This window comes from Labrys methylaminiphilus subsp. lupini, assembly GCF_051161885.1.
Taxonomy (GTDB): Bacteria; Pseudomonadota; Alphaproteobacteria; order Rhizobiales; family Labraceae; genus Labrys.
In genome coordinates this window covers 365,993-383,306 of sequence record NZ_JBMDIH010000001.1, presented here as the reverse complement: position 1 = coordinate 383,306, position 17,314 = coordinate 365,993, and the positions used below count along the sequence as shown (strand labels likewise).

The 17,314-nt window shown below is 63.7% G+C and carries 17 protein-coding genes and 1 other RNA gene; 12 read left to right on the top strand and 6 right to left on the bottom strand.

Translation table 11 applies throughout. The annotated features are described in order from the left end of the window. Positions 1-44: 44 nt before the first annotated feature. Together ACN6KF_RS01715 and ACN6KF_RS01710 are read right to left on the bottom strand one after the other, a co-directional pair. Complete coding sequence (locus ACN6KF_RS01715; protein WP_434955170.1) at positions 45-1,235, bottom strand: phosphoglycerate kinase; 1,191 nt, start codon at positions 1,233-1,235, stop codon at positions 45-47. 167 nt (positions 1,236-1,402) lie between these two features. Next, positions 1,403-2,299 (bottom strand): LysR family transcriptional regulator, encoded by an 897-nt coding sequence (locus tag ACN6KF_RS01710; protein ID WP_434955169.1) that lies wholly within the window; start codon positions 2,297-2,299, stop codon positions 1,403-1,405. A gap of 96 nt (positions 2,300-2,395) precedes the next feature. Here ACN6KF_RS01710 and ACN6KF_RS01705 point away from each other — a divergent pair, with 96 nt between their 5' ends. Both ACN6KF_RS01705 and ACN6KF_RS01700 read left to right on the top strand, forming a co-directional pair. Further along, positions 2,396-3,271, top strand: coding sequence for an NmrA/HSCARG family protein (locus ACN6KF_RS01705; RefSeq protein WP_434955168.1), 876 nt, complete (start codon positions 2,396-2,398; stop codon positions 3,269-3,271). A 120-nt stretch (positions 3,272-3,391) separates the two neighbouring features. Beyond that, positions 3,392-3,940: a TetR/AcrR family transcriptional regulator gene (locus ACN6KF_RS01700; protein WP_434955167.1), complete on the top strand. Its 549-nt coding sequence runs from the start codon at positions 3,392-3,394 to the stop codon at positions 3,938-3,940. Positions 3,941-3,986: 46 nt separating this feature from the next. Here the strand turns inward: ACN6KF_RS01700 and ACN6KF_RS01695 are convergent, their stop codons facing one another. The 4 genes from ACN6KF_RS01695 to tkt form a co-directional block, all read right to left on the bottom strand. After that, on the bottom strand, positions 3,987-4,700 hold the full coding sequence (locus tag ACN6KF_RS01695) for a DUF3142 domain-containing protein (protein ID WP_434955166.1): 714 nt from the start codon (positions 4,698-4,700) through the stop codon (positions 3,987-3,989). Between the two features lie 2 nt (positions 4,701-4,702). Further along, complete coding sequence (locus tag ACN6KF_RS01690) at positions 4,703-6,820, bottom strand: tetratricopeptide repeat protein (protein ID WP_434955165.1); 2,118 nt, start codon at positions 6,818-6,820, stop codon at positions 4,703-4,705. 172 nt (positions 6,821-6,992) lie between these two features. Further along, positions 6,993-8,003: a type I glyceraldehyde-3-phosphate dehydrogenase gene (gene gap, locus ACN6KF_RS01685; RefSeq protein WP_434955164.1), complete on the bottom strand. Its 1,011-nt coding sequence runs from the start codon at positions 8,001-8,003 to the stop codon at positions 6,993-6,995. A gap of 137 nt (positions 8,004-8,140) precedes the next feature. Further along, on the bottom strand, positions 8,141-10,129 hold the full coding sequence (gene tkt, locus ACN6KF_RS01680; protein WP_434955163.1) for a transketolase: 1,989 nt from the start codon (positions 10,127-10,129) through the stop codon (positions 8,141-8,143). 265 nt (positions 10,130-10,394) lie between these two features. Here tkt and ACN6KF_RS01675 point away from each other — a divergent pair, with 265 nt between their 5' ends. The 10 genes from ACN6KF_RS01675 to ruvB all read left to right on the top strand — a co-directional run bounded on the left by ACN6KF_RS01675 (position 10,395) and on the right by ruvB (position 17,224). After that, positions 10,395-10,676 (top strand): DUF4164 domain-containing protein, encoded by a 282-nt coding sequence (locus ACN6KF_RS01675; RefSeq protein ID WP_434955162.1) that lies wholly within the window; start codon positions 10,395-10,397, stop codon positions 10,674-10,676. Position 10,677: 1 nt separating this feature from the next. Further along, positions 10,678-11,043: a cell division protein ZapA gene (locus tag ACN6KF_RS01670; RefSeq protein WP_434955161.1), complete on the top strand. Its 366-nt coding sequence runs from the start codon at positions 10,678-10,680 to the stop codon at positions 11,041-11,043. A gap of 106 nt (positions 11,044-11,149) precedes the next feature. Then, positions 11,150-11,307: non-coding RNA, 6S RNA (gene ssrS, locus ACN6KF_RS01665), on the top strand. Positions 11,308-11,329: 22 nt separating this feature from the next. After that, positions 11,330-11,908, top strand: coding sequence for a 5-formyltetrahydrofolate cyclo-ligase (locus ACN6KF_RS01660; protein WP_434955160.1), 579 nt, complete (start codon positions 11,330-11,332; stop codon positions 11,906-11,908). A gap of 316 nt (positions 11,909-12,224) precedes the next feature. After that, positions 12,225-13,043, top strand: a complete 819-nt coding sequence (locus tag ACN6KF_RS01655) for a TIGR00282 family metallophosphoesterase (RefSeq protein WP_434955159.1) — start codon at positions 12,225-12,227, stop codon at positions 13,041-13,043. A gap of 134 nt (positions 13,044-13,177) precedes the next feature. After that, the gene (locus ACN6KF_RS01650) at positions 13,178-13,924 is read left to right on the top strand and encodes a YebC/PmpR family DNA-binding transcriptional regulator (protein WP_434955158.1); all 747 of its coding nucleotides are present in this window, start codon (positions 13,178-13,180) and stop codon (positions 13,922-13,924) included. Positions 13,925-14,017: 93 nt separating this feature from the next. After that, positions 14,018-14,527, top strand: coding sequence for a crossover junction endodeoxyribonuclease RuvC (gene ruvC / locus ACN6KF_RS01645; RefSeq protein ID WP_434955157.1), 510 nt, complete (start codon positions 14,018-14,020; stop codon positions 14,525-14,527). A 118-nt stretch (positions 14,528-14,645) separates the two neighbouring features. Then, on the top strand, positions 14,646-15,464 hold the full coding sequence (locus ACN6KF_RS01640; RefSeq protein WP_434955156.1) for an isocitrate lyase/PEP mutase family protein: 819 nt from the start codon (positions 14,646-14,648) through the stop codon (positions 15,462-15,464). A gap of 72 nt (positions 15,465-15,536) precedes the next feature. Beyond that, positions 15,537-16,154: a Holliday junction branch migration protein RuvA gene (gene ruvA / locus ACN6KF_RS01635; protein WP_434955155.1), complete on the top strand. Its 618-nt coding sequence runs from the start codon at positions 15,537-15,539 to the stop codon at positions 16,152-16,154. Continuing rightward, the gene (gene ruvB, locus ACN6KF_RS01630) at positions 16,151-17,224 is read left to right on the top strand and encodes a Holliday junction branch migration DNA helicase RuvB (protein WP_434955154.1); all 1,074 of its coding nucleotides are present in this window, start codon (positions 16,151-16,153) and stop codon (positions 17,222-17,224) included. Before ruvA ends, ruvB begins: the two co-directional genes overlap by 4 nt. Positions 17,225-17,314: the final 90 nt, after the last annotated feature.

Below are 17,314 nucleotides of genomic sequence, written 5' to 3'. Positions count from 1 at the left end.
AAGTCTCCGAAATTTGCCGAGGCGCGAGCGATTGGCCGGACGCGTCAGGCGCGCAGGATCTCCACGCCCGGCAACGGCTTGCCTTCCAGCCATTCGAGGAAGGCGCCGCCGGCGGTGGAGACATAGGAGAACTGTTCGGCGACCTTGGCATGGTTGAGCGCCGCCACCGTGTCGCCACCGCCGGCGACCGACAGCAGCTTGCCGGCCTTGGTGCGCGCGGCGACATGCTTGGCCGCCGCCACCGTGCCGTGGTCGAAGGGGTGCAGCTCGAAAGCGCCCAGCGGGCCGTTCCACACCAGCGTCTCCGCCTCGTCGATGGCACCCTTGATGCGCTCCACCGATTGCGGCCCGACATCGAGGATCATGCCGTCATGCGGGATCGAATCGAGGCCATAGGCGTGGTTCGGCGCATCGGCAGCGAAATGATAGGCCACGATGGCATCCACCGGCAGGATGATGGCGCAGTTGACCTTCTCCGCCTTGGCGAGGATGGCGCGGGCGGTATCGGCGAGGTCGCGCTCGGCCAGCGATTTGCCGACGCCGACGCCCTGGGCGTGCAGGAAGGTATTGGCCATGCCGCCACCGATGATCAGCGCGTCGACCTTGCTGACGAGATTGCCGAGCAGCTCGAGCTTGGTCGAGACCTTGGCACCGCCGACCACGGCGACGACAGGGCGCTTGGGCTGCTCGAGCGCGCGCGACAGCGCCTCGATCTCGGCCTGCATGGTGCGTCCGGCATAGGCCGGCAGGAGGTGGCCGAGGCCTTCGGTCGAGGCATGGGCGCGATGGGCGGCCGAGAAGGCGTCGTTCACCCAGATGTCGCCATTGGCGGCCAGAGCCTTGACGAAGTCAGGATCGTTCTTCTCTTCGCCGGGATGGAAACGCGTGTTCTCCAGGCAGAGAATGTCGCCCGGCTGCAGGGCGGCGACCGCCTTGGCCGCAACCTCGCCGATGCAATCCTCGGCAAAGGCGACGGGACGCTTGGCGATCTCGGCGAGCTTGGCGGCGACAGGCTTCAGGCTTTCCTTGGGATCCACGCCCTTGGGCCGGCCGAAATGGGCGAGCAGGATGACCTTTGCCCTGGCGCGCGCCAGCTCCAGGATGGTGGGGATCACACGCTCGATGCGGGTGGCATCACCGACGACGCCATTCTCCATCGGGACGTTCAGGTCGACGCGTACCAGAACGCGCTTGTTTTCCACATTGACGTCGTCGAGGGTGCGAAAAGCGCTCATGCCTGTCCTGTCCATCTGTTTTCGGCAAGGTGCCTAGCATACCGCGCCCGCCACGCAAAATCACCGGCGAGCAATAGAGCAAGCTGCCGGATCGATAAAGCGCTCAAGACGACGGAAGGACCTAAATTGCGTCAAAAGATTGCTCGGCGCGCGGTCGTCTTCAGCGCTCATCGGAACAATTGCGTATCGAGCTTTCGCACCGCCAGCTCGATGAAAGCCTTGATCAGCGGCGATAGATGCCGGCTGCTGGGATAGACGACATAGAGGCCACCGGCTGACATGGTATGATCTTCGAGAATACGCCGCAGCCTCCCGTCTTGCAGGGCAGACTCTGCGAACTGGTAGGGCAATTGGGCAATGCCATAGCCGGCAATCGCCGCCGATAACGCCGAATGCATGTCGTTGACGGCGAAACGGCCTGAAACCGTCACCGTTTCCTGGCCCCCTGGCCCCTCCAGTACCCATGGCGCGCCGTCCACCGATGGGCCGACGATGACGCAGGCATGCCGGGCGAGATCCGCTGTGGCCTGCGGCGTTCCGAACTGCGCGAGATAATTCGGGCCGGCACACAAGATTCTATGCGTGACGCCGAGCTTGCGCGCGATCAAAGTGGAATCCGGGAGGATACCGGTCCGGAAGGCCAGATCGATGCCATGCTCGATCAGATTGAGCCGGTCATCGGTCAGGATCAATTCAGCCTTGGTCTTGGGATAGGCGGCAAGGAAATCGAACACGGCACTGTTGAGCAGATGGTCGGCAAATCCGGCAGGCGCGGAAATGCGGATCGTACCCGAAGGTTCCGTTCTTGCTTCCGCAAGGCGCAGATTTGCCTCTTCGATCAGCCTCAGCGCCACGCTGCTGCGTTCGTAATAGAGGCGTCCGGCCTCCGTCATGGCGAGGCTCCGCGTCGTGCGCTGCAGCAGGCGCGCACCGACGGCCTGTTCGAGCGCAGCAATGCGGCGACTCACTGTGGTCTTGGGCGCACGGAGCAGCCGTGCGGCTCCGGTGAAACTGCCGGCCTCGACCACCCGGGCAAAAACCAGAATGTCGTTGAGATCGAGCATTATATCCAAATTTGGAACGATGTTTTCCAATAATAGCCCATTATGGTTCGATGTGGCAGCGCTAAATTTGCTTCATCACAAGCAAGGAGCGGTGAAATGACCACCAAACGGACTGTATTGGTTACCGGTGCCACGGGTCAGCAGGGAGGTGCAGTCGTCCGCGACCTGCTTTCCAGGGGGCATCACGTCAAGGCATTGAGCCGCAGACCCGACAGTGCCGGTGCGCAGGCCCTGGCAGCGGCGGGCGCACAGATTGTGCCTGGTGACCTCGACGACACGGCCTCTATCGTCAAGGCAGCCAGCGACGTCGACACGATGTTCTTGATGGGAACCATGCTGGCTGACGGGACTGACGGAGAAACCCGCCAGGGCATCGCCGCCGCCGACGCGGCCAAGGCAGCCGGTATCGGGCACTTGATCTACTCATCCGTCGCCGACGCCGACAAGGCTACCGGCATTCCGCATTTCGACAGCAAATATCTGGTCGAACAGCATATTGCTGGGCTCGGCGTGCCCTATACGATCAGCGCCCCGGTCTTCTTCATGGAAAACAGCGTGGGCCCCTGGTCGATCGACAGCCTGCGCCAGGGTGTGTACGCCCTCGCTGTCCCGGCCAAGCGCGCCTTGCAGCAGGTGGCGCTGGCAGACATCGGCGCGTTCAATGCCGCCCTGGTGGAGCGTCGCGAAAAGGTCTTCGGCAAACGCTTCGACTATGCAGGGGACGAGCTCTCCGGCGAGGAGCTGGTGAGAATTCTCTCGCGGGCAATCAACCGTCCGATCCGTTACCAGGAAGTGCCGACCGCCGCGATCCGCCAGCAGAGCGAGGATGCCGCCATCATGTTCGAGTGGTTCGATCGGGTCGGCTACGACGTCGATGTCGCCGGCCTGCACAAGGATTTCCCCGAGGTGAACTGGCATAATTTCGCCGACTGGGCAGGCAGCTTCGACTGGCGCATCCTCGATCCGCAATAAACATGCGGGCCATTGCCGCTGACAATCATGCGCAAAACGGAGCCCCGGATCATCCGAGGCGCCGTTTCCGTCGGAGACAGTTGCGATCTCAACTCCGACCTATCCTCCCCGTTCATGCCCATGAAGGGCAACGACGACATGATCGCCTGCGCCCGGCAGATGCTGCGCATCGCTCGCAGGAAGTTCTTCACCAAGCCCTATGACGCCGTGAGCATGGAGGAGATCGCCACGCGCGCCGGCCTATCCGAGGCCAAGGCATTTGACCTGTTTGCCAGCCAGGAAGAGCTGTTCGCATCGCTCGTCGTGCAGGAAATGGCCGCCGCCGCGATCGAGATCTGGTGCAGCACGAAAGCGGCGTCCGCCTCTTTCCGGCCGGCTACCGGAGCGATCACCGCAATGCATCACAGACCGCCCAGCTCGGACGCCTTGCGAAGGAGGCGAAGGCTCGCGGCTCGGCAGAGCATTGATCGAGAGAGAGTACCGCGCGTGAAGCATGCCAAGACGGCCACCTCATCTGCGGCCCCGACCGTCTCCAAATCATCACTAAGGCATTGTCCGGAAATAACTGAAGCGCCACCTTTGTCATGCCGATGCTTGACCCGGGCATCCAGGGGCTCTTCTTCGACGTCCGGAAGGAGGAACTGGATTGCCGGGTCAAGCCGGCAATGACAAGGTCGAGCCAATTGGACTCGTTTGTTGACGGACGAATCCTAAGTCAGCGCTGCCTGGGATTCTGCAGGAACACGACATAGCCGCGAAACCAGGGATTGGCGGTGAGGCCAGGCGGCTCCTGCCAGTCGCCGGCCTGCACGAGGCCGATGCGGAAAGGCATCTGCAGCCGGCCCAGACGCGAAAGATAGGCGGCATAGCCGGGGATGGTTATGCGGCCCTGATAGGTCTGGATGATCACTTCGTCCACGACGCCGCCGAGCGCTTCGAGCCCCCTGGGATCGCCATTGCTGCTCCAATCCATCAGGCCGGTAATGCCGAGCCTGTACTCCGCCGGCAGTTGGTGGCGCAGGCCTGAGAGGAAGGAGGCGTAGCTCTCCAGATGGCGCGTACGGGCATCGAAATCGATCTGCAGGCCGATGACACGATTGCCTGCCGCTTGCCAGCGCCCGAGCTGAGCGAGAACCTGATCGTAGATCTGCGGCGGCCATGCCAGGGTCTCGACGCGCACCACCAGCCACAGCGGCGTGTCGGGAAGGCGGGGAACGGCGCTTCGCCGCGACAGGAGGCGAACCGGTTCCCGGGCACCGACCTCCGAGCCGAGGAGATAGAGTTCGCGAGCCCGTGCGAGTTCGGGCTGCGTCTTTACCCCCGCCCACAGCCAGAAACTGTGATGGCGGTTGATGTCAACGGGCGCGGCCGTCGCGGCGGCACCGGCTGCCGCCAGGAAAATCGCGAGGGCACAGACTGGCCGCAGCATCTCTACCAGTAATACTCCAGGGACTGGGCCCAGCGTGATTGCGGGTAATCGCGTTTCAACGCCTTGAACCAGGCCTTTCGCTGTGCAGCGGGAACCTCGCTGTCATCACAGCCATTCTTGCCCGTCGGCGCGAAACACCAGACGGCGCGATAGAGGGCATAGGCTTTCTGATCCGATGTCGCGCCCGCCGCGCCGATGACGGTGCGATATGTGTCGAGCCGCGAAAATTTCCTGCCCGGAAACTGCACCCCCTTGCCGCCGAGTTCATCCTTGGCCGGCGGCGTATCCAGGAAGGCGCGATCGAGATCGTTGAGGCGAATGAACTCGCCCAGGCACAGTCGTCCGGTGATGTCGCGCTGATTGGCGGACAGCGTGGCAACGCTGCTCTTGAGATCGGGGCAAGTGAAATCCGACGCCGTTTGCGGTTTGACGAACAAATCCGAGGACGGTGGATCGTCGCCCCTCGCATCACCGGGATCCGTCTCGACCTTGGCATCGGCAGGCACCAACGCCACATCCTCCGGAAAGGCCTTGTAGGCCCCGCGGGTGAGATCGCGATAAAGCAGCGTGTAGAGGGCTGTCGCCCGCTCGGCCGGTGAGGCGGCGGCATCGCCTGCCTGGCGGCGCAGCAATTGGGGGCCGGCGCTGTATCGCAGCAAGGTTTGCCGGATGGTCTCATTGCGGACCGGCGAGGCCGGCTCGAAGATGTGTTCAGGCGTCCCTGCCCGCTCGTCATGCAGGGCCAAAGCGAGTTCGATGACCAAACGCTGGCTCACGGGGCTTGCCCCCTGGATGAGATCGAGCCAAAAGCCGCGGGCGTTACGGTCCTTCACCGAGTCCAGCGCCAGCCCGCGCAGCACCTGCCGGCTGAATTCGAGATTGCCATAGCTTTTCTGTTGTGCCCGATCCGGCAGCAAGCCCAGAACGACACGCGGCTGGCGGGCGACATGGAACTGATAGGAAGCGACGAGATAGTCGAACAGGTCCGTCTTGCCTGCGAAGACTTCGCGTTGCCCGTTCAGTTCCTCCAAGGTCAGGGCCTTGCTGCAGCACGCTTCACCACTGAGAGAGCCGCCCTTGCGCATGCGAACCAGGTCAAGGGTTGCTAGCAACACGGGCGAGCGCACCTGTTCCGCCCCCAAAAGGGGCAACAGCTTGCTATCCAGTTCTTGAGCGAGATCGGCATCGGAAATGCCGCGCTCGCTCGCCTTCTGCTCCACGAGGCGCTCATATTCGGCGAGCAACTTGGCATTGGCGCCGCTCATCCAATAGACCCGGCGCAACAGGCCACGCGCGGAGGTGGCGTAGCGCCCGTTCGGATAGGCCGTCAGATAGTCCTGGAGGCCCGTTTCCGCCTCGGTCGCCTTGCCGGTATCGCGCTGCGGGACTTCCCTCAGATTGCCATATTCGTCAAAGGCGCCGGCCTGCAGATGGTTCACCTCCACGCGCCCCAGAAGATAGCGTCCGCTCTCCCGCAGCCAGGGCTGGGTCGAACGGCTCAGGGCAGCAAAATGCCGGGCGGCCGCGTCGAAATCACCGGCATAGAAGGCTGCCGCTCCCGACAGATAGGCAGCAAAGTCCTTGGCCAGGGGCGACTGGGCATGCTCGGCGGCCGCGGAAACGGCCTCTCGTCCCGCCCCGGCTCCGCTGCAATCGGGCCGCAGGCCCTGCCGGGCGGCGATCAACTCATCCCTTTCAGCGGATGTGACGCCCTGCTCCGCCCTGAGAGCCGTCACGAAATCGGCTGTACCCGCATCGTTGCTGCGGCAGCGCGAGCCCTCGCCCGCGGCATAGAGCCCGTTGCCGCCCGTCGAGGGTGGTGGGTAGAGCGCGCTACGGAAGGTGGCCCAATCGCTCGGCTCAGCCAGCACCTTGCTTGCCTCCTCCCCATCCGACCGGACCGGCGCGGGCTGCGCATCGTCTTGGCCGGCGAGCAGGAGCAGCAGATTGGCACGCGTGTCGTTGCCGGGTTGCAGCACGGCGAGATTGCTGCAGTTGTTCGATCCCGTGCCCGCAATCTTCCAACTCGGCTTACAGTCGCCATCGGAACTGGCCCGAGCCGCCATCGGGCTCAAGACAGCGACGATGAGAACGAAAAACCAGACGCCTCGCCGAGCCATATGGCTTCACTCCCCTTCGCGCCGCCCATTGCGGCGCCACTCAATCACAGCCCCCCATCCCGGGACAAGCAAACGATGCCTGGCGCCGGCAAACTCGGATGTGGAGGCTACACAAAAGAAAAGGCGCCGCAGTTACCCGCGGCACCTTACTCACTTCACTGAAAAAAGGCGCTCAGATCAGGCTGGCGAAATGCACCGCCGTGTCGGCCATGCGGTTCGAGAAGCCCCACTCATTGTCGTACCAGGTCAGGATACGCACGAACTTCTCGTCGATGACCTTGGTCTGGTCGAGCGCGAAGATCGAGGAAGCCGGGTTGTGGTTGAAGTCGCGGCTCACCAGCGGCTCGTCGGTATAGGCCAGAACGCCCTTGAGCGGGCCGCGCTTGGAAGCCTTGATGATAGCCTCGTTGATCTTCTCGACGCTGGTCTTCTTCTTGGTGTTGAACTTGAGATCGACCACCGAGACGTTGGGCGTGGGTACGCGGATGGAGGTGCCGTCGAGTCGGCCCTTCAACTCAGGCATCACCAGGCCGACGGCCTTGGCGGCGCCGGTCGAGGTCGGGATCATCGACAACGCCGCCGCGCGGGCGCGGTAGAGATCCTTGTGCATCTGGTCCAGCGAGGGCTGGTCGTTGGTGTAGGAGTGGATCGTGGTCATGAAGCCGCGCTCGATGCCGAAGGCATCATGCAGCACCTTGGCCACCGGCGTCAGGCAGTTGGTGGTGCAGGAGGCGTTGGAAATGACCAGGTGGTCCTTGGTCAGGTCCTGGTGATTGACGCCATAGACCACGGTGAGATCGGCGCCATCGCTGGGGGCCGAGACGATCACGCGCTTGGCGCCGGCCTTGAGGTGGGCGGCCGCCTTGTCACGCGCGGTGAAGATGCCGGTGCACTCCATCGCGATGTCGATGTTCAGCTCCTTGTGGGGAAGCTGGGCCGGATCCTTGATGGCGGTGACCTTGATCTTCTTGCCCTGCACGACGATGGAGTCGCCCTCGACCTTCACCTCGGCGGGGAAGATGCCGTGGATCGAATCGTAGCGCAGCAGATGGGCGTTGGTCTCCACCGGCCCGAGATCGTTGATGGCCACGACCTCGATATCCTTGCGCTTGCCCTCGACGATTGCGCGCAGGATGTTGCGGCCGATGCGGCCAAAGCCGTTGATGGCGACACGAACTGTCATCCGATATTTCCTTTCTCTGCCTTCAGCTAGAGCATTTTACAGAAAAGCCGACAGGCTTTTCGATTAAGAAAATGCGTCAAAACAAAGAGTTAGAGCAAAGCACACTTGCGTGCGCCCTGCTCGTTTACAGCTCATGCTCAGCCATTGTGGCGGCGCAAGGCGGTTTCGGCCACGGCTTCCGCCGTGATGCCAAAATGGTTGTAGAGGTCCTTGATCGGGCCGGAGGCGCCGAAGCCGGTCATGCCGACGAAGCCGCCATCAGCACCGATCACCGCATCCCAGCCGAAGCGGACGGCGGCTTCCACCGCGACCTTCACCGGAGCGTCGCCGATGATCTTGGCCTTGACCTCTTGCGACTGCCCAATGAGCAGTTCCAGCGAAGGCACCGAGACCACACGGGTCGGCACGCCGCGCTGGTTGAGGATGGCGCGGGCATTCATGGCGATCTCGACCTCGGAACCCGAAGCGAACAGCGTCACCGCGGCCTTCTCGCCGCCGGTGCCGGCCAGTTCATAGCCGCCCTGGGCGCACAGATTGGCCGAGGTGGCTTCTCGCAGCAGCGGCAGATTCTGGCGGGTCAGCGCCAAAATGGTCGGCCCGTTGGTGCGCTCCAGCGCGAGCTGCCAGCATTCCGCCGTCTCGATCGCGTCGCAGGGACGGAACACGCGCATGTTCGGCATCGCGCGGCAAGCCGCCAGATGCTCGACCGGCTGGTGGGTCGGACCGTCCTCGCCGAGGCCGATCGAGTCATGGGTCATGACATAGACAGGAGCGGTTCCCATCAGCGCCGCAAGGCGGATGGCGGGGCGGGCATAGTCGGTGAAGACGAAGAAGGTGCCGCCGGCCGGAACGAAGCCGCCATGCAGATAGATGCCGTTCATCGCGGCAGCCATGCCATGCTCGCGAATGCCCCAATGGATGTAGCGGCCCTTGAAGTCCTTCGGGGTGATCTCCACCAGGCCCTTGGCCTTGGTGTTGTTGGAGGGCGTCAGGTCGGCCGAGCCCAGCACCAGTTCCGGCATGACCTCGACAATGACGTTGAGGGCAGCCTCGGAGGATTTGCGGGTCGCCATCGCGGTGGGATTGGCGGCGAGCGCCTTCTTGTGGGCGAGGATGGCCTTGCCGAGCTTGGCGGGACGCACATGATCCATGCGGCGCGTGAACTCGGCCTGCTTGCGCTCGGACAAAGTGGCGAAACGCTCTTCCCAGGCCTGGCGGGCACCAACGCCGCGAGAACCCGCCTCGCGCCAGGCCTTGAGCACGTCGGCGGGCACCTCGAAGGGCGCGCCGGTGATGCCGAGATTCTCCTTGGAGAGCTTGGCTTCTTCCGGCCCGAGCGGCTCGCCATGGGCCTTGGAGGTGCCGGCACGATGGGGCGAACCGAAGCCGATCGTGGTCTTGCAGGCGATCAGCGTCGGCTTGCTCGACTTCTGCGCAGCCTCGATGGCGGCGGCGATGGCATCCTGGTCATGGCCGTCGACATTCACCGCGCGCCAGCCAGCGGACTGGAAGCGCTTGATCTGGTCAACCGAGTCCGAAAGGGTCAGCGGGCCGTCGATGGAGATGCCATTGTGATCCCACATCACGATCATCTTGTTGAGCTTGTAGTGACCAGCAAGAGCGATCGCTTCCTGGCTGACGCCCTCCATCAGGTCGCCGTCGGAGGCGATGACATAGGTATAGTGATCGACAACCTTCTTGCCGAACTGGGCAGCGAGCATCTTCTCCGCGAAGGCAAAGCCGACGGCGGTCGCGATGCCCTGCCCGAGCGGACCGGTGGTGGTTTCAATGCCGACGGTGTGGAAATTCTCAGGATGGCCGGGGGTCTTGTGGCCGAGTTGGCGGAAATGCTTGAGTTCCTCGACCGTCATGCCCGGGACGCCGGTCAGATAGAGCAGCGAATAAAGTAGCATAGAGCCATGGCCCGCCGACAGGATGAAGCGGTCGCGGTCGGCCCAATGGGGATTGGCGGCATCGAACTTCAGGAAACGCGTGAACAGCACGGTGGCGACATCAGCCATGCCCATCGGCATGCCGGGATGACCGGATTTGGCTGCCTCAACCCCATCGATCGCCAAGCCACGAATGGCATTGGCTAGGCGGTTCTGCATTTCGGTGAGTGCCATGGAGTGTTTCCTGATGATTTCAGCCGGAATTTGGCAAAAAAGGGCGGTGGGTTCTTAGCACCTCATCCCCGACTGTCAATGATCCCCGGGCTTGTGCCTGAAATTCACGCAACCGGCGGTGGGGTGATCGAAAGCCGGTCGTATCACCAGGGGAAGGCTGGCGGCTTTCACTTGGCCCTTGGGCGAAACCGCGATACTTTGATATTTAAGCAAAAACGCGGAGCGGCCCTGTCATGATTCGACGAAATGCCGCTATAGGGAAAGAGTGAGTAAGCCCTTGTCTGTGGATGCAGCCTTGCAACGATTGAATATGGCCCTGGTTCAGCTCGAAGAGGCCGCCGAGCATCGCGCGGAACTCGACCGGACCATCGGCGGACATCGCATCGAAGTGCAGGCCCTCTCGGAAGATCGCAATCGCCTCGCCTTGGAACTCGATGCGAGCTATGCACGCTTCACGGCGATGGAAACCGCCAATCGCGACGTATCGCGACGCCTCGACCAGGCGATGGATTCCATCCGTCACGTGCTTGAGCCGCAGGATAGCTAGCATGGCGCATGTATCCGTCACCATTGCGGGCCGCGCCTATCGCATGGCGTGCGACGAGGGCCAGGAAGAACATCTCCTCGGCCTCGGCCGCCAGCTCGATGCCAAGATCGATGCCCTGCGTTCGTCATTCGGCGAAATCGGGGATATGCGTCTCGCCGTGATGGCCGGCATCATGGTCGCGGACGAGCTGGCTGAGATGCAGCGGCGGGCGGCCGGATTGCAGCATGATCTCGACGAATTGCGCCAGACCCGCGACAATGCGCTGCAGCGCGAGCAGCAGACCCAGATGCGGGTGACCCAGGCCCTGACCGATGCCGCCGTCCGGGTCGAGAAGCTGATCGATTCTCTGTCGAAGACAGGCGTATAGGGCATCTGAATTTTCCGGGAGCGCGGGCATCTCAGGAAGCCAGCGCTTCCAGCAATATTTTCATCGCCCTCTGGCGCTCGCACCGTCTCGCCCTTATTATCTCAATGCGGTGCTGCCTGGTTCGTCAGGACAACTGTATCCCCGGGGCCATACGACTCCCAAGGGAGCTGTCACTGTTCTTGCTCGAGGGCTCGGACATTACGGCGCCCACCTACATCAGTAGGCACCCGGGATCGAAACGTCCAACGGCCGAGGTGGCCCGCTCCCTCCTCTTTCCAAACGTGTAATGGCCTCTACCGATCACAAGACCCAGTTGCGCCACAAGGCAATGGCGGCACGTGCAGAGATCCGCGGTCATCAGCGCCAGTCAGCGACGGCGAGAGCCGCCCATCACGCCTTCAGCCGCCTGAAATACACCAGCGGTATCGTCGGTCTCTACCAGGCCTTTCGCGACGAGATTCATCCCGGCGAAATCGCCGAGCGCCTGCACCATACGGGCCGCAAGCTGGCCTTGCCGACCACACCGAAATATGGGCACCCCCTCACCTTCCGTGCCTGGGCACCGGGCGATCCGCTGGTGGTGGGACGCCACAACATCCCCGAGCCCTCGCCCGAGGCGGAGGAAGTGCATCCCCAGGTGCTTCTGGTGCCACCCGTCGCCTTCGACCGGCGTGGCTACCGCATCGGCTATGGCGCGGGTTTCTACGATCGCACCATACCGCAATTGCGGGCGATGCATCCCGTCTTCACCCTCGGCTACGCGTTCGCCTGCCAGGAAGTCGCGGTCCTCCCGGCCGAGCACCATGACGTGCCGCTCGATGCCATCGCCACCGAAAACGAAATCATCACAGTGACGGGGCGTTAGGGCCTGCCCTCAGCTATGGTTTGGAATTTGATGAGGTCAAAAATGGTTGGATGGGAGGAGCGAGCGCTGCCAAGACTTCTGTCTTGGCAAGCGAAGCGACGCTGCAGACGACCATTTTTCACCTCACCGCCTTCGGCGGCGGGGCGCTTTTGGCCGATGAGCACGTCATTCCTGCCACAGGCAAAGCCTGTGGCAGACGTAGCAAGCCGAAAGGCTTGCGTCCTCGAACTCCCACGCACTTGCGAAGCAAGTGCGGACATCCTCGGCCAAAATCGCTCCCGTCAAATCCAATCCATAGCTGAGGGCAGGCCCTAATATGCGTCTGTTGTTCCTGGGCGACATCGTCGGCCGCACCGGCCGCAACGCCGTGATCGAACGCCTACCCGGCTTGCGCGAGGCCTGGAAGCTCGACGCCGTCATCATCAACGGCGAGAACGCCGCCGGCGGCTTCGGCCTGACGGAGGCAATCTTCGACGAGGTCGTCGCTTCCGGCGCAGATGTCGTGACGCTCGGCAATCATTCCTTCGATCAGCGCGAAGCTCTCGTCTTCATCGAGCGGGCACCGCGGCTGATCCGTCCTGCCAACTATCCCAAGGGCACGCCGGGGCGCGGTGCCACGCTGGTGGACCTGAAGAACGGCATGCGGCTGCTGGTCGTCCAGGTGATGGGCCGGGTCTATATGGACGCGCTCGACGATCCCTTCGCGGCCCTCGAGCGCGAGCTCGCCGCCTGCCCGCTCGGCCTCGGCGCCGACGCCGTAGTGGTGGACGTGCATGCCGAAGCCACCAGCGAAAAGCAGGCGCTCGGCCATTTCGCCGACGGACGGGCCAGCCTGGTGATCGGCACCCACACCCATGTGCCGACATCAGACCATCAGATCCTCGGCCATGGCACTGCCTATATGTCGGATGCCGGCATGTGCGGCGACTATGACAGCGTGCTCGGCATGGACAAGGAAGAGCCCATCCGCCGCTTCATCCAGAAGACGCCGGGCCTGCGCTTCGAGCCGGCGACGGGCGAGGCAACCCTGTCGGGCCTGGCCGTGGAAACCGACGATCGCACCGGCCTGGCGGTGAAGATCGCGCCTGTACGCATCGGTGGAAGGCTGTCGCAGGCCGAGCCCGATTTCTGGTGAAGGACGGGTCATCCCGCCTCCCCGTTCCGCACAAAGGTGGATTTTTCTCGCCGCCGCTTCTATAAGCCGCGCCACAATTCATTGGGTTCGTACACACCGACGAGCCCGCACACATAACGAACCAGGGCAAAACAATGGCCGGTCATTCCCAATTCGCCAACATCATGCACCGCAAGGGCAAGCAGGATGCCAAGCGTTCGAAACTGTTTTCCAAGCTCGCCCGTGAAATCACCGTCGCGGCCAAGCTCGGCCTGCCCGATCCCAACATGAATGCACGGCTGCGGGCCGCCATCCTGGCCGCGCGCGCTGAAAACATGCCCAGGGACAACATCGACCGCGCCGTCAAGAAGGCCGCCGGCACCGATGGCGAGAACTATGACGAGATCCGCTATGAGGGCTATGGCCCGGGCGGCGTGGCGCTGATCGTCGAAGCGCTCACCGACAACCGCAACCGTACTGCATCGGACGTGCGCTCCTATTTCACCAAGGCTGGCGGCAATCTCGCCGAGACCGGCGCCGTGTCCTTCATGTTCGACCGAGTTGGCGTGATCGAATATGACGCGGACAAAGGCTCCTCCGACGCGATGCTCGAAGCGGCACTGGAAGCCGGCGCCGATGATTGTTCTTCCTCCGAAGACGGCCACGAATTCATCTGCGCCGCCGAGAACCTCGCCGAAGTGACCAAGGCTCTGGAGACCCAGCTCGGCGAAGCCCGTAAATCCAGCCTGGTCTGGCGGCCGCAGAACACAGTGGCCGTCGATGACGAGACCGGCGAAAAGCTGATGCGCCTGGTCGACAATCTCGACGACCATGACGACGTGCAGCATGTCTACGCCAATTTCGAGCTTTCCGACGCCATGATGGCGAAGCTGGCGGAGTAAATCCTGGGATCGCCGGCTTCCAGCCGGCTCTTCCCATCCTGCAAGCACAGCGATTCCAAGAGCCGGCAGGGATGCCGGCGGTCCCAGGAAGTCATGTCACAGACCCCCATCCGTATCCTCGGCGTCGACCCCGGCCTGCGCCGCACCGGCTGGGGCGTGATCGAGGTACTGGCCAACCGGCTGACCTTCATCGCCTGCGGCACCGTATTTTCCGATGACAGCGAAGAACTCGCCCACCGCCTGCTCGCCTTGCATGAGGGCCTGACGGAGGTGATGACGCGCTTCGAGCCGGACGAGGCCGCCGTCGAGAAGACTTTCGTCAACAAGGACGCCACGGCGACCCTGAAGCTCGGCCAGGCTCGCGGCATTGCCATGCTGGTGCCGGCCCAGGCCGGCCTCGCCGTCAGCGAATATGCGCCCAACCTCGTCAAGAAGACCGTGGTCGGCTCCGGCCACGCCGACAAGAAGCAGATCGGCCTGATGATCAAGGTGCTGCTGCCCAAGGCCGATCCGAAATCGGAGGATGCGGCCGATGCCCTCGCCGTCGCCATCACCCACGCCCATCACCGCACCAGCCATAATCTGGCGGCGATCCTGAAGTAATTCCCTGGCGGTGCCCACTGGACCCGCAGGTTGAGAAGCGCCGGCCCCAGGGAAATAGCGCTTGCCTCCCGCGCTTCGCACCCCTAGAACAAACCGTGAATTTACCTAAGGATTCGCCATGACCCAGGCTCGCCGCGCCGCCGTCTTCTCCGAACTGCACCAGCGCCCCGAACTTTTCCTCATACCCAACGCCTGGGATGCCGGGTCCACCAAGCTTCTTGATTCGCTAGGCTTTTCAGCGATCGCTACCACCAGTGCCGGCCTGGCTTTCACGGTGGGGCGCAAGGACGGCCAGATGACGCGCGAGGAAACCCTCGCCAATGCGCGGGTCATCGTGGAAGCGACCAGTCTGCCGGTAAGCGCCGATCTCGAAAACGGTTTCGGCGACTCACCCGAGGACTGCCGGCGCACCATCCTTGCCGGCATCGAGGTGGGGCTCGCCGGAGGCTCGATCGAGGATGCCACCGGTCGACCCGACCGGCCGATCTACGAGTTCGGCCATGCCGTCGACCGCGTCCGCGCCGCGGCCGAGGCGGCACGCGCCGGGGGATTCGTGCTCACCGCCCGCGCCGAGAACTTTCTGCATGGTATCGCCGACCTCGACGACACCATCCGCCGCCTCCAGGCCTTCCAGGAAGCGGGAGCCGAAGTGCTCTACGCGCCTGCCTTGACCCGCCTCGACCAGATTTCCAGCGTGCTGAGCTCGATCGACAGGCCGCTCAACGTCCTGTTCACCGTGGGCGGGCAGGATTTCACCGTCGCCGATCTCGCCAGGCTCGGCGTGCGCCGCGTCAGCGTCGGCGGCTCCTTCGCCCGGGCGGCTTTCGGCGCCTTGAAGCGTGCCGCCCTCGAGCTGCGCGACCAGGGGAGCTTCGGCTTTGCCAAGGATGCCATGTCCTATGCCGAGCTCAGCGCCCTGTTCGGCAAGGGCGCCTGAGACGGGACCTCGGCACGTGAAGCGGGCGCACGAATCAATCGAAACCGCTAGATATGGCCCGATGAGGGTCTCATGATTGGTAAACTGCGCGGCATCGTTGACAGCTATGGCGAGGATTGGGTGATCCTCGACGTGCAGGGTGTGGGCTATGTCGTCTATTGCTCCAGCCGCACGCTCGGCGCCCTGCCCTCCGCCGGCGAAGCGGCTGTGCTCGCCATCGAGACCTATGTGCGCGAGGACCAGATCCGGCTGTTCGGCTTCACCAGCGACAATGAGCGGGACTGGTTCCGCCTGTTGCAGACGGTGCAGGGCATCGGCACCCGGGTGGCACTCGCCATCCTCTCCACGCTCAAACCGGCGGACCTTGCTTCTGCCATCGCGCTCGGGGACAAAGCCGCCGTGGCGCGGGCTCCTGGCGTCGGTCCCAAGGTGGCCCAGCGCATCGTCACCGAACTCAAGGACAAGGTGCCGAGCTTCGGCCACGTCCCCGCCGATGTGATTAGCCTGCAGGCCGATCTCGGCGAGCAGCGCGCCGCCGGCCCGATCAGCGACGCCGTCTCAGCCCTGGTCAATCTCGGCTATGGCCAGACCCAGGCCTCGGCCGCCATCGCTTCCGCCCTGCGCGAAGCTGGCGAAAGTGCCGAGACGGCCAAGCTCATTCGCCTCGGCCTGAAGGAATTGTCGCGATGAAGCCGACGCGGCGACAATCCGGCGCTGAGGCGCCCAAGGCTGCCCGCCTGCTGGACGGTGACCAGCGCAACGAGGATACGACCGACTCCACGCTGCGCCCGCAGGATCTTTCCGAATTCGTCGGCCAGGCCAAGGCACGCGAAAATCTCTCCGTCTTCATCGAGGCTGCCCGCAAGCGAGGCGACGCCCTCGACCATGTGCTGTTCGTCGGTCCCCCCGGCCTGGGCAAGACCACGCTGGCCCAGATCGTCTCGCGCGAACTCGGGGTCAATTTTCGCGCCACGTCGGGGCCGGTGATCGCCAAGGCGGGCGATCTCGCCGCACTGCTCACCAATCTCGAGGAACGCGACGTCTTGTTCATAGACGAGATCCATCGCCTTAATCCGGCGGTGGAAGAAATCCTCTATCCGGCGATGGAGGATTTCCAGCTCGACCTCATCATCGGCGAGGGACCGGCGGCACGGTCGGTGCGCATCGATCTTGCCAAGTTCACACTGGTCGGCGCCACCACCAGGGCCGGCCTGTTGACCACGCCGCTGCGTGACCGCTTCGGCATTCCCATCCGCCTGCAATTCTATACGGTGGAGGAGCTCGAGCTCATCGTGAAGCGTGGCGGGCGCGTGATGGGTACGCCGATCGCCGAGGACGGTGCCAACGAGATCGCCCGGCGCGCGCGCGGTACGCCCCGCATCGCCGGGCGCCTGCTGCGCCGCGTGCGCGACTTCGCCTCGGTTCTGGGCGCCGAGACCATTACCCGCACCATCGCCGACAAGGCCCTGAGCGCGCTGGAAGTCGACCAGGCCGGGCTCGATGCCATGGACAACCGCTACCTCAATCTAGTCGCCCTCAGCTTCGGCGGCGGCCCTGTGGGCATCGAGACCATCGCCGCAGCCCTCTCCGAACCGCGCGATGCCATCGAGGACATCATCGAGCCCTATCTGATCCAGCAGGGCTTCCTGCAGCGCACGCCGCGCGGCCGGGTGATGACCCCGCATGCCTATCGCCATCTCGGCCTGGCAGTGCCGAGTTCGACGACGCCGCAGATGCCGCTGTTCACCGACGAAGAGTGATGGTGGGGTGGGTCTTCGGACCCGTCTTCTTCCAATGGAAAGGGCGCCTCGATGGGCGCCCTTCTTATGCATAATCACGATCCGGCCACG

Coding starts and splice junctions, on each gene's coding strand:
- ACN6KF_RS01655 (WP_434955159.1), top strand. CDS start 12,225: ATGCGTCTGTTGTTCCTGGGCGACATCGTCGGCCGCACCGGCCGCAAC.
- tkt (WP_434955163.1), bottom strand. CDS start 10,129: ATGGCACTCACCGAAATGCAGAACCGCCTAGCCAATGCCATTCGTGGC.
- ACN6KF_RS01715 (WP_434955170.1), bottom strand. CDS start 1,235: ATGAGCGCTTTTCGCACCCTCGACGACGTCAATGTGGAAAACAAGCGC.
- ACN6KF_RS01670 (WP_434955161.1), top strand. CDS start 10,678: ATGGCGCATGTATCCGTCACCATTGCGGGCCGCGCCTATCGCATGGCG.
- gap (WP_434955164.1), bottom strand. CDS start 8,003: ATGACAGTTCGTGTCGCCATCAACGGCTTTGGCCGCATCGGCCGCAAC.
- ruvA (WP_434955155.1), top strand. CDS start 15,537: ATGATTGGTAAACTGCGCGGCATCGTTGACAGCTATGGCGAGGATTGG.
- ACN6KF_RS01650 (WP_434955158.1), top strand. CDS start 13,178: ATGGCCGGTCATTCCCAATTCGCCAACATCATGCACCGCAAGGGCAAG.
- ACN6KF_RS01710 (WP_434955169.1), bottom strand. CDS start 2,299: ATGCTCGATCTCAACGACATTCTGGTTTTTGCCCGGGTGGTCGAGGCC.
- ACN6KF_RS01700 (WP_434955167.1), top strand. CDS start 3,392: ATGAAGGGCAACGACGACATGATCGCCTGCGCCCGGCAGATGCTGCGC.
- ACN6KF_RS01660 (WP_434955160.1), top strand. CDS start 11,330: ATGGCCTCTACCGATCACAAGACCCAGTTGCGCCACAAGGCAATGGCG.
- ACN6KF_RS01640 (WP_434955156.1), top strand. CDS start 14,646: ATGACCCAGGCTCGCCGCGCCGCCGTCTTCTCCGAACTGCACCAGCGC.
- ruvB (WP_434955154.1), top strand. CDS start 16,151: ATGAAGCCGACGCGGCGACAATCCGGCGCTGAGGCGCCCAAGGCTGCC.
- ruvC (WP_434955157.1), top strand. CDS start 14,018: ATGTCACAGACCCCCATCCGTATCCTCGGCGTCGACCCCGGCCTGCGC.
- ACN6KF_RS01705 (WP_434955168.1), top strand. CDS start 2,396: ATGACCACCAAACGGACTGTATTGGTTACCGGTGCCACGGGTCAGCAG.
- ACN6KF_RS01695 (WP_434955166.1), bottom strand. CDS start 4,700: ATGCTGCGGCCAGTCTGTGCCCTCGCGATTTTCCTGGCGGCAGCCGGT.
- ACN6KF_RS01690 (WP_434955165.1), bottom strand. CDS start 6,820: ATGGCTCGGCGAGGCGTCTGGTTTTTCGTTCTCATCGTCGCTGTCTTG.